An 11763-nucleotide genomic window follows, 5' to 3' on the forward strand; every position below is an offset into this window, starting at 1 on the left:
CGGCCGCGTTCACTTGACGGTTGCCGCGTGAGAGACCCCTTGCCAGGTGGCGCGGTTGAATCGCTCTTCGTTCTCGAGCGACATCTCGTGCGCGGAGAAGTAGTACATCAGGTGGTCCATCGGCAGAGCGAAGGCGCGGTCGACCACGGACAGGTAGTTGGCCAGATCCTCGTCGCGGTGGCGCTGGGCCTCCAGGAGGAACAGGGTCTTCTTGCCCGCGGCCGTCAAGACCGGGTGAAAGACCGCGTGAGTCTGGAAGATCGTGTTCTTCATGCGGTGCATCTGGTGCGTCTGGTCTCGCAAGTGGCCGTCGGCGCCGAGGTAGTCGATGTGCCGCGTGCGGGCGAAAACCTCCGCCAGGTGCAGGGCGCCCGCTTCGGCGAACATGCTGACCGCCAGGGCCGGGCACAGGCTCTTGGCCAAGGCGCTCATCTCATCGAGAAACTCGATCACCGACTGCGTCGGCGGGCGCGGCTCGTCCCAGATCAAGCCGTCGAACTCAAACGTCGTGAGCATCAGCCGCAGCGTCTCTTCATAGTGCCGTCGCAGCTCAGGCCGGGCCGGGTCGCAGCAGCCCTGCTGCTCCTGACCGGCCATGAGCAGGTCGCGATGATGCAGCGTCCAGCTTGAAAAGCCGTCGAGCCAGCCGGCCGTCAGACCGCCCCACCGGTTGGGCACGGCATGCACCTGCAGGCCGCAGCCATGGGCCTGGCGAATGAAGTTCTCCAGCCGCCTGTGGTGCCAGTTGGTCAGTTGCTCTTCCTGCACGCAGACCGAGACGGCGTGCGTGCCGATGGATTTCATCTGTTCCAGGTCGGCCTCGATATGCCGCTGGAGCAGGCAGTGATTGTGCGGGGCATAGTAATAGCAGTTGATCAGCATGACAGCCTCAGGGGGGAACCGCCCCGTCCACCCGCGGGGGCGTGGGCCTGGCCGGGGCATTGGCGTCGCCGCGATAGTCGCTGTTGGCGCGCGTGTCGATCTGCAGAGTGCCTTCGGCCTCGGCGCGGGCCTTCTTGGCCTCGAACGTCGCGGCCGACTCGCCGGGGTTGAGGTACCACCGGCTGTTAACGTGCTGGCTGCGGAAGACCTCCAGGGCCTTATTCACCAAGTCCGGATGCGCCGCCGCCACGTCGCGCTGCGAGGCGACGTCGTCGATCGTGTCCCAAAGCAGTACGGGGTTGTCCGGGTGCTCGCGCCAGGCAAACCAGCGGCCCATGCGGACCGCCTGGGCGTGCGGGGCGTGCGTGCCGCTTTCCCAGTACAAAAACTCGTGCGCCGTCTGCCGGTCGGGTCGCCCTTGCAGCAGCGGCACGATGCTGATGCCGTCGGTGGCGGGCGGTTCTTCTGCGCCGGCCAGTTCCGCCAGCGTTGCCGGCAGATCGTACAGGGCGGTGAGGTTCTCCGTCGTGCCGGGGGCGACGCGCCCCGGCCAGGCGATAAACATCGGCACGCGCACGCCGCCTTCCCAGGAGATGAACTTGCCGCCCTTCCACGGGCCTTTGTTGCGAAAGAGCGGGTCGTCGTCGTAGCGCGGTCGGCCCATGTAGCCCCAGTGCGAATAGCCGTTGTCGCTGGCAAAGATCACCAGCGTGTTGTCCAGCCGCCCCTGCGCGGCGAGCGTGTCCAGCAGCCCGCCGACGTGGCGGTCGAGGTGGTCGATCATCGCAGCCCATTCACGGTTCTTCTGCGGCCAGGGCTTGTCGCGGTAGCGCCCCAGGTCCGGCGTGATCAGCGGACCGTGCGGAATCTGAGTGGCGTAGTAGAGGAAGAAGGGCGCCTGGCCTCGGGCCGTGGCGTCCAGAAACGCTATCGCCCGCTGATAGCAGAGGTCCTCGGAATTCTGCGCCGCGGCCGCGTCGGCGACGCCGCGCGGGATCAGCTTGCCCGCGGCATCGTATGCGTTGAGTATCTTGTCTTCCGCGTCGCCGTTGTGGCGATAGGCCCAGTCCATGTCGAAGCCGTAGTTGCCGCGGATCGGCGCCGGCCGGCCGTTCTCGTAGAGGTAATGCGGGTAGTACGTGTGGGCGCTGGCCTGGTCGTAGAACCCATACGCGACGTCGAACCCTTTCTTCTCCGGCGCCCCGTCCGTGCCCGGCAGGCCGATGCCCCACTTGCCGACCATGCACGTGGCATATCCGGCGGCCTTGAGTGTCTGGGCGATCGTCACATCGGCGGTCTCAAGGTGGTCCTGCCCGCGGGCGGACGCGTTGGTGCGGATGCGGCAGTGGCCCATGTGCATGCCGGTCATGAGGCTGGCCCGGGCCGGGGCGCACTCGGGCGAGCCGCTGTAGGCCTGCGTGAACTTCAGCCCGCGCCTGCAAAGCCCGTCGAGGACCGGCGTGTCGAACTGCCGCTGACCGAAGCACCCCAGGTCGCGATAGGACAGGTCGTCGGCCAATATCAGCAGGATGTTCGGTCGGCTCTGGGCCAGCGACGGTTCTGTCATGGCTGCGCGCTCCGCGGCAGTGGCAGGCAGGCCGATCTCAGGATCGGGAAGCTTCTTTGATTTCCCGGATCAGCCATTTCGTGAATCCCAGGACGGAGTGGGGATCGGACTCGGGGCCGACCGGACGCCCGCGACCGTGCTCGTTGGGGAACGTGTTGAGGTAGTAGTGCATCCGCGGATGGTGCTTGGGCAGACCGGCCTTCCAGTAGGCCTTGAGCCAGTCCCGCTCGATGAAGGGGTGATACTGCTTCGACTTCCAGATAATCGGGCCGAAGTAGAAAATATACTCCTTGCCCTGTTCAAGGGTCCACGTCGCGCCGCGGACGACCTTGGCCGGCTTGGACCAGCCGGTTTCGAGCGGCCAGTGACGGTTGAACTGGTGCGCTTCGTAAGCGATGCCTTCCATCTTCGCGATGATCGGATGCACCCGCTTGTCGTCGGCGAAGAAGGTGGGGTGCTGGACCATCTGCATCAACTTGTAGGTGTCGTGCTTGAGCAGGCCCTTGGCGTGGGCCGCCTGGAACAGCCCGCGGATGTTCTCGACATCTTTGGTGAAGAGGATGCGTGTGTCTTCTTTGAAGGGGCCCGGCTTGGCGTCAGGGTATCCGCGGTGGATCGCCAGATCGTATTCCCGGCAGATCAGGATGTGCTCGATCTGGCCGCCCTTAGCTTCCCAGTCGCGGATATGCTTGACCAGGGGGCTCTTCTCGGGCACGAGGCTGTCGCCCTTCTCGCTCAGGCCCCAGTAATATTCGAAGAAACCCACCTTGGTTTTGAAGTCGCCGTCCATCCAGTCCATGACAACGTCCAGATGCCCGGCGACGAAGGGGTAGTTGCCCTTCTGCTCTTCGAACGTCGGCAGGCCGGTCCAGGGCCCGCCGTGATTGTGCTTTCGGTCGGCGTCGTTGCGGGGCAGAGGACGAAGCCCGACCAGGCCGTGGCTCGTTTTGGCGACTGTCTTCATGTCAGCCCTCGCAGTGGTTGCGGTCTTGGCGGCAGGCTCGCGATCATCGGCCATCACGCCAAGGCCGCCGATCACGATGATCGACATCCCCAGCAAGACCGCTGCAAGATGATCTCCCCTATTGGGCGCAGGTTTGACATGAGGGTTGGCCATCGCGGGCTCCTTATCTGCCGCAATCATAGGCGATCGTACGGGGTGCGTCAATTTTTCAGGCTGCGGACTTTTCGATGTGGAGACGCTCAATTCAACCGTCCCCCAATGCCTCGCGCACTGCCTCGGCGCCCATGCCGGCGATCAGGAATTCTTTGCGCGGATTCGTCGGGCCGCTCACCAGCGTCACCGCCCGGCGGTCCAGGCCCAGGGCCTTGGCGAGGATGGCCGCCACGGCGGCGTTGGCCTTGCCTTTTTCCGGCGCGGCGGAAGTCGCGATCTTCATCGCATCGCCCAGGACGCCGACGATCTTGTCCCGTGACGAACCGGGCACGGCCTTCACGGCGATCACGCACCCGCCGGGCATGTCACGAATATTGAGCCGTTCTGTCCCCTTCATGGAACGCTCCAACGTCGATTACTGCACAACGCCACGCGGAGAAAGCGGCCAGATAGAAGGTGTGCCGGCTCTTCTGCTCTGTTTTCTCTGCGTCTCTGCGTCGCGAACAGAACGGTCTACAGCCGCCCGGACTGCTTGGCGTACTGGAAGATGCCGCCGGCTTCGATGATTTCGGCCACGTCGCCCAGGCTGGCCAGTTCGTGGTTGCGTCCGGTGGTGAGGTTTCGCAGCAGATTGGCGGCGACGTCGATCTCGACTTCGTCGCCGGTGGCGATCTCATCGACGAGGCGTCGCGGCGTTTCGAGGGGCACCACGTAGGCGCCGTTGACGCTGTTGCGATAGAAGATGCGGGCGTAGCTTTCGGCGACGACGGCGCGCCCGCCCGCTTCAGCGATCGCCAGCGGAGCGTGTTCGCGGCTGGACCCGCAGCCGAAGTTGCGCCCGGCGACGATCACGGCGAACTCGCTGGTGAACTGGTCTTTCTTCACGAAGGGGATATTGCCCTTGGGCAGCCCCGACTGCACCGGCGGCACGCCGCTCATGGCGTACATGCCGAAGTACTTCCGCTCGGCAGGGTCTGAGGGATTGTAGCTGAGGTACTCAGCGGGAATAATCTGGTCGGTGTCGACATTGTCGCCGACGACGAATGCTTTGCCGCGGATGGTTCTGTCCATGGTGGTGTTTCCTGTTGCTCGTGGGTGCTCATTAAAGCAGATTTCGCCGCGGGGTGAAAGAGTTCGCAGTTCGAGGATCGAAGTTCGAAGTGGAAAACCTTTCGCCCGGCGATACACTAGCAGCCGGAGAATGCGTATGCCTGAAAACTTCGCTGACCGATTGCTCGAGGCCATCGAGCGCAAGGGCTCGCCGGTGTGCGTGGGCCTGGACCCCGTCTTCGACCGCCTGCCGGCGCCGCTTAAGACGCTGGGGCCTGTCGAGGCGGTCGAAACCTTCTGCGGCCGCGTGCTGCAGATCGTGGCGCCGCTGGTGCCGGCGGTGAAGATCCAGTCGGCGTATTTCGAGGCCCTCGGGCCCGCCAGCGTGGGGATTTACTTCCGGATGATCGCCCAGGCGCGCAAGCTCGGGTTGATCGCCATCGGCGACGTGAAGCGCAACGACATCGGCCCCACCGCCGAGGCGTACGCCCGCGGGCACCTGTCCGGTCCGGAGGCCGCCGACGCCATCACCGTCAATGGATACCTCGGCAGCGACGGGATCGATCCGTTCATCCAGGCCGCCGCGGCGGCCGGGGCGGGGATCTTCGTCCTGGTCCGCACGAGCAATCCATCCGCCCCGCAGGTGCAGGACATTCGCGACGATCACAAGACGCCGGTGTACGAGCACGTCGCCAGGCTGGTGGCGCGGCTGGGGGCGGCGGACGGATGCGTCGGCAAGCGTGGCTACAGTTGCGTCGGAGCGGTGGTGGGAGCCACGTACCCCGATGAAGCTCGCGCTCTTCGCACGATCATGCCCCAGCAGATCGTACTGATTCCCGGTTACGGAGCGCAGGGCGCCTCGGCCGCCGACTGCGCCGCGTCGTTCAAAGCCGACGGCGCCGGCGGGATCGTCAACGCCAGCCGGTCCGTCATCTTCGCGTACCAGAAGAACACGGCCGGCACGTGGGAAGACGCCGTCGCTACGGCTGCGGGAGAGTTCGCCCGGGAAATCGCCGCGGCCCTGAAAACATAAATTCGAAATTCGAATATCGAAATCCGAAGCAAGAAACAAAGAACCAAACGGCAAAAATACAAGATGGAACAACAACATATGGAAAATGCGGCGGCTCTTCTTTGTTGTTTTGTTTCCCTTGTTGTTTGTTTCGAATTTCGGATTTGTTGATTCGGATTTTCGTTTTCCCCCGATGCCAAAACGCAATACACAACTGTTTGCCCTGAAGGACCCGCCGGCGGCGGAACTCGATGTTGCCGGCGTTCGGTATCGCCTCGTGCGGGTGTTCAAGCACGACTTCTATGCCATGACGAGTCTGTACGAAACCGACTCGCCCCAGGCTCGCTATCCCAAGATCGTCGTCAAGTGCGGCCGCATGCAGCCGTTCTGCGGTCTGCCGCTTCAGGCGCTGGGGCAGTGGCAGCGTGGGCACGAGCAGGCGATCTACAAGGCCCTGGCGGGCGTGGCCGGCATTCCGGCGTGGGTGGGGCTGGTGGGCGACTGGGGTTACGCCATCGAGTTCGTGCCGGGCCTGCCGCTGGACCACGTCGAGGCCCCGCCGCGGGGCTACTTCGATCGCATGCGGCAGCTGCTCGACGACGTTCACGCCCGGGGCGTAGCGTACGGCGACGGCAACAAACGATCCAACATGCTCGTGGGGCCTCACGGCGAACCGTACCTGATCGACTACCAGATTTCCTTCCGCCGCCGCGGCGACCTGCCCTGGCCGCTGCGGACGATGATCGACCGCGCGGCCGACTATTTCATGCGGAAGGACATCTATCATTTATATAAGCACAAGCGGCGGATGTGTCCGCAGGAGCTGACGGCCGAGGAGGAGGAGCTTTCCCGCTGGCGCAGCGGGCTTCACGCGCTGCACCGGCGGTTTACCAAGCCGTACCGCGCGATCCGGCGGCGGTTCCTTAAGACGCAGCATCAGTCCGGCCGGCTGGTCAGCCCCAGCGCCGCGATGGAAGACCACCACCAGCCCGAAAAGGCAACCTGGCGGCAGGATTGACCGGTTGTGTGGCACGGGCGTCTCGCCCGTGCTCTTGGGTGGCATGGCCGTCTCGGCCATGCTCTTGGGTGGCATGGCCGTCTCGGCCATGCTCTTGGATTTCCAGGGCCGGGGATGCATGGGCGAGACGCCCCTGCCACAAAGACGGGGAGCATGGGCGGGACGCCCATGCCACAAAAATGAAGGCAATGGTCCTCAACGCGATCGCGCCAATCGACAGCAGCCCGCTGACGCTGACGGACGTGTCCGATCCCCAACCCGGGCGCGGGCAGGTTCGCCTGCGGGTGAGTTGCTGTGCGATCTGCCGCACCGATCTGCACGTCATAGAAGGCGAGTTGCCACAGCAAAAGCTGCCCATTATTCCCGGCCACCAGATCGTCGGGCGCGTCGATGCAATGGGCGAGGGCTGCACGCAGTTGACGCTCGGGCAGCGTGTGGGCGTGGCATGGCTGCGGCACACGTGCGGGCAGTGCGAGTTTTGCACCTCCCATCGCGAAAACCTCTGCGGCGACCAGCGATTCACCGGCTATCACGAAGATGGCGGCTATGCCGAACTTGCAGTGATTGACGAAGATTTCGCCTACGAGATCCCCGACGGGTTCGCCGACACCCAGGCCGCCCCACTGCTGTGCGCGGGCATCGTCGGCTACCGGGCGCTCAAGCGGGCGAACCTGCCGTCCGGGGGCACGCTTGCGATCTACGGATTCGGCAGCAGCGCGCACGTGATCTTCCAGATCGCGAGGCACCGCGGTTGTCGCGTGTTCGTGGTGACGCGAGGAGCTTCGCACGCGCAGCTCGCGCGTGACATGGGCGCCGCATGGGCGGGCGCATCTGCGGCCGACATGCCCGAAAATGTCGACAGCGCGATCGTCTTCGCCCCGGCCGGCGAGCTGGTGCCCGCGGCGCTGTCGCGGCTCAAGAAAGGCGGAACGCTTTCGCTGGCGGATATCTACATGACGCCGATCCCGCAGATGGACTACCAGCAGTGCCTCTTCTTCGAGCGCGACGTGCGGTCGGTGACGGCCAACACGCGCCAGGACGGGCGCGAACTGCTCGCCGAGGCGGCGGCGATCCCCATCCGCCCGCACGTGACGACGTATCCCCTTGCCCAGGCCAACCGCGCCCTGCAGGACCTCAAGTCTGACCGCATCAACGGCACAGGCGTTCTGATCGTGGACTGAAACGATCAAGTTTTAATATCGCCGCGGTCGATGTAACCCATGGCGCTGCTGACGACACCTCGTAGTGGAGTCGGAGATGAACAAGGTGCTGGACATTCTGGCGGCGATGACCGAAGTGGCGATCTTCCTGGGCGCGGCGGCGGCGTTGATCGTCGTGGCGGGCATGGCGAGCTAAGGCATCGCCCCCATCAGGCGATCCGCACAAAACAACAGCGCGTGTCGCCACCACCCGGTAAGATTCAACCGGCGATCATAGATATTTCGCCACCAGGGCGGGCAATTCCTGCAGCGAGCGGATGCGATACCGCGGGCGGATCCAGCGGCTGGTTCGTCCGGCGGGGCACTTAAGGATCGAGATCATCCCCAGGCGGTTGGCGCCCCAGACATCCGCCACCAGCGAGTCCCCCACGAACATGGCCTGGCCGGGCGACACGTTCAGGGCCGACAGAGCCTTGCGGAAAATCCGCGCGTCGGGTTTGCGGTAGGACACGTCGCAGGAGTAGATCCGCAACGGCAGCAGGTCCAGCAGATGTTCGCGATCCAGATGGCGGTCGAGCGTCGGGCCCGGCACGAACGTGTTGGACACCACCGCCAGGCTCAGCCCGCGATCGCGAAACTCTTCGAGCATTTCGCGCGTGCCCGGTTCGACGGTCGCGCAGTCGCACAGCGGCTGATACCACCGCCAGGCCAACTGATCGATCTGCTCGGCGGTGAGGCTCTGCCCCAGGTGCCCGCTGAGGCGCCGCAGCAGAACCCGCGCGTCGAAGTCCCGGTGCAGCAGGCGATTGATCAACAGCCGCCAGCGAAGCTGCCCGAGCATCAGGCGGTGGAATCGTCCGAACTCCGGAAGGGGCTGGCCCAGCTCCCGCAGGAATGCGTAGGCCCCGCAGGCGCCTTGGCGAAAGAGACCGGGCAGATCGACCTTGCCGAAGTTCAGCAATGTCTCGCCCAGATCGAACAGGATACTTTTGAGGCGCATCTGCATGAGTTCGCTGGTTGGACTACGGGGGCCTCCGCGCGTGACGAAGTATATGCCGCCGCCCAACTTGCTGTCAACGCCCGGAAGAAGCGCACGGCGGGATGGGGCGTGATCGAATTATCTGGCAGTACATAAACAGCAACGACTTTGCCATAGAGAGCACAGAGACCAAAGAGCGAACAGGCCACGGCTGGCATTTGTTTGGCCTCGCGACAGTTCGTCGGCGGGGCATTTCCTTGGGCTTTTCTCCGTGAACTCTGTGGGCTCTGCGGCAAGGTTGTTTGCGCCGCCTGACGCAACCCGTGCCGGAACGTGCGATCTGCCGGAAAGATTCGTCGCACCCTCCCTATGACCTGTTCTGACCTTTCTCCTTGCGTTTGTTCCACCGCGCCGCTAAAGTACGCAACTTCGCAAACCCCGAGCTCAAAAGCTGGAGTGTACTGATGGCTGAATACAAGGATCTGGATCGTAAGGTAATTAAGTTGAGCAAGCAGGTGGTGCGCATGTGTACCGAGGCCGGCAGCGGACACCCGTCCAGCGGCTTGGCGCTGGTACACCTGACGACCGCTCTGATGTATCGCGTGATGCGATACGATCCCAAGAACCCCTGGAACACCGGCGCCGATCGCCTGTCCCTTTCCGAAGGGCACGCCGTGCCGGCGGTTTACGCGGCATACTGCGAGCTCGGCGGCGTGGTCGGCACGCAGGACCGTCCCAGTGAACTGCGATTCGACGACGCCCTGACCCTGCGCGACGCCGACAGCGTCCTCGACGGGCACCCCAACCCCGCCCGCGGCATGCCCTTCTTCGACGCCGCCACCGGCTCGCTCGGACAGGGCCTCTCCGTCGCCGCCGGTCTGGCCTGCGGCGCCCGCCTCAACGGCTCGGACAAGACCATCTTCTGCATCATCGGCGACGGCGAAAGCCGCGAAGGGCAGATCTGGGAAGCCCTTGACTTCATCGTCGACCACAAGCTCACCGCCGTCAAAACCATCTTCAACTGCAACGGACAGGCCCAGAGCGACTACGTCTCGAACCAGCAGTCGGCCGACACCCTGGCGGCCAAGCTCAAGGCCTTCAACTTCGACGTGCGCGTCATCGACGGGCACAACTTCGACGAGATCATCACCGCCCTGACAGCGGTTCCGGCCGGCAAGCCCATCGCCATCGTGGCCAAGACCATCAAGGGCTGGGGCGTCAAGGAACTGCAGAAGCACACGTACCACGGCAAGCCCCTGGAAGCCTCGCAGCTCGATCAGGCGTATGCCGATCTCGACGCGATGGCCAAGCAGCTTGGCGTCGCCGAAATGCCCGACCTGCCGGCCGTTGCGTTGACCACTCCCCAGACCGTGGAAATCCCCGGCGGCAACGAACCGGTGTCGGCCGGCGACTGGAACGCCGCCCTCGAAGCCGCCGGTCTCGCTGCGGTCATCGAGAAGAAGAAGATTTCCACCCGGCGAGCGTACGGCGTGGCGCTGCGGGCTCTGGGCGCCGACGTACGCGTGACCGCCCTCGACGGCGACGTCAAGAACTCCACCCACGTGGACCTGTTCGCCAAGGCGTACCCTGATCGCTTCTTCGAAGGACGCATCGCCGAGCAGAACATCATGTCGGCCGGCGTCGGACTCGGCGCCAGCGGCAAGATTCCCTTCGTCTCCAGCTTCGCCAAGTTCCTCACCCGCGGCTACGACCAGCTCGAGATGGCCGCCATCACCAACGCCAACGTCAAGTACTGCGGCTCGCACGCGGGCATTTCGCTGGCGGCCGACGGACCCAGCCAGATGGCCCTGCCGGACCTGGCGTTCATGCGGGCCTTCGCCCACAGCCGCCGCGCCGACGGTCAACCGGCCGTCCGCGTCTTCTGCCCCAGCGACGGCGTCAGCGCCTTCAAGCTGACCGAGCTGATGGCCAACACCGACGGCATCTGCTACATGCGGACGCACCGCCCGGACGTGGACGTGTTGTACAGCCCGGACGAGACGTTTGAGGTCGGCGGGTTCAAGCACCTCGTCGACGGGCAGGACCTCCTGATCGTCGCCAGCGGGTACATGGTGCACATCGCCCGCCGCGCCGTGCAGATTCTCGAAGAGGACAGCGGCCTCTCCGCCGGCCTCATCGACGCCTACTCGATGCCGCTCAAGACCGACGAGATCCTCCGCATCGGCGACGATTGCCGCGGACAGATCCTCGTGGTCGAAGACAATTACCTCGGCGGTTTCGCCGACGAGATCACCGCCGCCGCGGCCGCCAGCGACCTGGGCATCACCGTCAGCACGCTCTACGTGCAGGAAGTCCCCAAGAGCGCCAAGACGCCCGAGGACATCCTGGTGATGGCCAACCTGACCCCCCGCGAAATCGCCACCGCCTGCCAAAAGATGTTCGATCAGTCGTAAGGCGGAGCAACCCAGCAAGACCCCAACGGGCTCGGCGCCAACGCCGGGCCCGTTCTACATATACCCGTGTCGGCTGCCCGCGCACACACCTCGAGCACCAAAGCAGGGAACAATCCCAGCAGCCTCAACTGCCTTGGGATGACTGACCAACCAGCAGATTCACCCGTGTTCGACGATTGACATCGCCGACGATGGTGATATACTGCGCCCGTCGCCACCGGGGTGACTCATTTATGGGATTTTGGGCTCATCCGACTAAAGCGTACTTTGCTTCGTGTAGGGCGTAGATCCGCAACGTGAAGTACTGCTGGTCTCTGTAGCCGTAGGCACGGCGTTGGAGGTCTTGATCTTGTTGTTGGTTCCCTCCAACGCGGCGGTAGAGATCGGGTGGTCGTACCAGGCCAGAAGCCCGAATCGGTACGCCCGCAGGAGCCGAAAGAACTTCTGGAGCACCAGTATCTTGGAGGCCTCCGCTCGGGCAATCCAATCGCACAGGAAGTTGCGGGCCGTAGCCTTATCCGGCTGCTCCCAGAACTGTCGCAGGTCCTCTTTGAGATAGTACGC

11 protein-coding genes are annotated in these 11763 nt (G+C 64.3%); 4 read left to right on the forward strand and 7 right to left on the reverse strand.

Annotated features, from left to right (window positions below):
- Positions 1-9: 9 nt before the first annotated feature.
- From ABFD92_20880 to ABFD92_20900, 5 genes are all read right to left on the reverse strand, one after another.
- Positions 10-882 carry a hypothetical protein gene (locus tag ABFD92_20880; protein MEN6506997.1) on the reverse strand — a complete coding sequence of 291 codons (873 nt, stop codon included), beginning with the start codon at positions 880-882 and terminating at the stop codon, positions 10-12.
- Positions 883-889: 7 nt separating this feature from the next.
- Positions 890-2449, reverse strand: coding sequence for an arylsulfatase (locus ABFD92_20885; protein MEN6506998.1), 1560 nt, complete (start codon positions 2447-2449; stop codon positions 890-892).
- Positions 2450-2486: 37 nt separating this feature from the next.
- The gene (locus ABFD92_20890) at positions 2487-3566 is read right to left on the reverse strand and encodes a hypothetical protein (GenBank protein MEN6506999.1); all 1080 of its coding nucleotides are present in this window, start codon (positions 3564-3566) and stop codon (positions 2487-2489) included.
- Positions 3567-3657: 91 nt separating this feature from the next.
- Positions 3658-3963 (reverse strand): DUF167 family protein, encoded by a 306-nt coding sequence (locus ABFD92_20895; protein ID MEN6507000.1) that lies wholly within the window; start codon positions 3961-3963, stop codon positions 3658-3660.
- Between the two features lie 116 nt (positions 3964-4079).
- The gene (locus ABFD92_20900; protein ID MEN6507001.1) at positions 4080-4637 is read right to left on the reverse strand and encodes a 3-isopropylmalate dehydratase; all 558 of its coding nucleotides are present in this window, start codon (positions 4635-4637) and stop codon (positions 4080-4082) included.
- A 136-nt stretch (positions 4638-4773) separates the two neighbouring features.
- On the opposite strand from ABFD92_20900, the gene pyrF reads away from it, so the two are divergent.
- The 3 genes from pyrF to ABFD92_20915 all read left to right on the forward strand — a co-directional run bounded on the left by pyrF (position 4774) and on the right by ABFD92_20915 (position 7827).
- Entirely contained in the window at positions 4774-5649 is an 876-nt protein-coding gene (gene pyrF, locus ABFD92_20905; protein ID MEN6507002.1) for an orotidine-5'-phosphate decarboxylase, read from the forward strand.
- 172 nt (positions 5650-5821) lie between these two features.
- Positions 5822-6646 carry a hypothetical protein gene (locus tag ABFD92_20910; GenBank protein MEN6507003.1) on the forward strand — a complete coding sequence of 275 codons (825 nt, stop codon included), beginning with the start codon at positions 5822-5824 and terminating at the stop codon, positions 6644-6646.
- Between the two features lie 188 nt (positions 6647-6834).
- The gene (locus ABFD92_20915) at positions 6835-7827 is read left to right on the forward strand and encodes a zinc-dependent alcohol dehydrogenase family protein (protein MEN6507004.1); all 993 of its coding nucleotides are present in this window, start codon (positions 6835-6837) and stop codon (positions 7825-7827) included.
- 250 nt (positions 7828-8077) lie between these two features.
- On the opposite strand, the gene ABFD92_20920 is transcribed toward ABFD92_20915, so the two are convergent.
- Positions 8078-8806 (reverse strand): HAD family hydrolase, encoded by a 729-nt coding sequence (locus ABFD92_20920; protein MEN6507005.1) that lies wholly within the window; start codon positions 8804-8806, stop codon positions 8078-8080.
- Positions 8807-9249: 443 nt separating this feature from the next.
- Between ABFD92_20920 and ABFD92_20925 the strand changes: the two genes are divergently transcribed.
- On the forward strand, positions 9250-11199 hold the full coding sequence (locus tag ABFD92_20925; protein MEN6507006.1) for a transketolase: 1950 nt from the start codon (positions 9250-9252) through the stop codon (positions 11197-11199).
- 255 nt (positions 11200-11454) lie between these two features.
- Here the strand turns inward: ABFD92_20925 and ABFD92_20930 are convergent.
- A partial coding sequence (locus ABFD92_20930) for a transposase (GenBank protein ID MEN6507007.1) occupies positions 11455-11763 on the reverse strand: 309 nt, incomplete at its 5' end.

It is taken from the genome of Planctomycetaceae bacterium, from assembly GCA_039680605.1.
GTDB lineage: Bacteria > Planctomycetota > Phycisphaerae > SM23-33 > SM23-33 > JAJFUU01.

What these genes read in the sequence shown, in the direction of transcription:
- ABFD92_20920 (MEN6507005.1), bottom strand. Translation starts at nt 8,806, where the DNA reads ATGCGCCTCAAAAGTATCCTGTTCGATCTGGGCGAGACATTGCTGAAC.
- ABFD92_20890 (MEN6506999.1), bottom strand. Translation starts at nt 3,566, where the DNA reads ATGGCCAACCCTCATGTCAAACCTGCGCCCAATAGGGGAGATCATCTT.
- ABFD92_20895 (MEN6507000.1), bottom strand. Translation starts at nt 3,963, where the DNA reads ATGAAGGGGACAGAACGGCTCAATATTCGTGACATGCCCGGCGGGTGC.
- ABFD92_20915 (MEN6507004.1), top strand. Translation starts at nt 6,835, where the DNA reads ATGGTCCTCAACGCGATCGCGCCAATCGACAGCAGCCCGCTGACGCTG.
- ABFD92_20925 (MEN6507006.1), top strand. Translation starts at nt 9,250, where the DNA reads ATGGCTGAATACAAGGATCTGGATCGTAAGGTAATTAAGTTGAGCAAG.
- ABFD92_20910 (MEN6507003.1), top strand. Translation starts at nt 5,822, where the DNA reads ATGCCAAAACGCAATACACAACTGTTTGCCCTGAAGGACCCGCCGGCG.
- ABFD92_20885 (MEN6506998.1), bottom strand. Translation starts at nt 2,449, where the DNA reads ATGACAGAACCGTCGCTGGCCCAGAGCCGACCGAACATCCTGCTGATA.
- ABFD92_20900 (MEN6507001.1), bottom strand. Translation starts at nt 4,637, where the DNA reads ATGGACAGAACCATCCGCGGCAAAGCATTCGTCGTCGGCGACAATGTC.
- ABFD92_20880 (MEN6506997.1), bottom strand. Translation starts at nt 882, where the DNA reads ATGCTGATCAACTGCTATTACTATGCCCCGCACAATCACTGCCTGCTC.
- pyrF (MEN6507002.1), top strand. Translation starts at nt 4,774, where the DNA reads ATGCCTGAAAACTTCGCTGACCGATTGCTCGAGGCCATCGAGCGCAAG.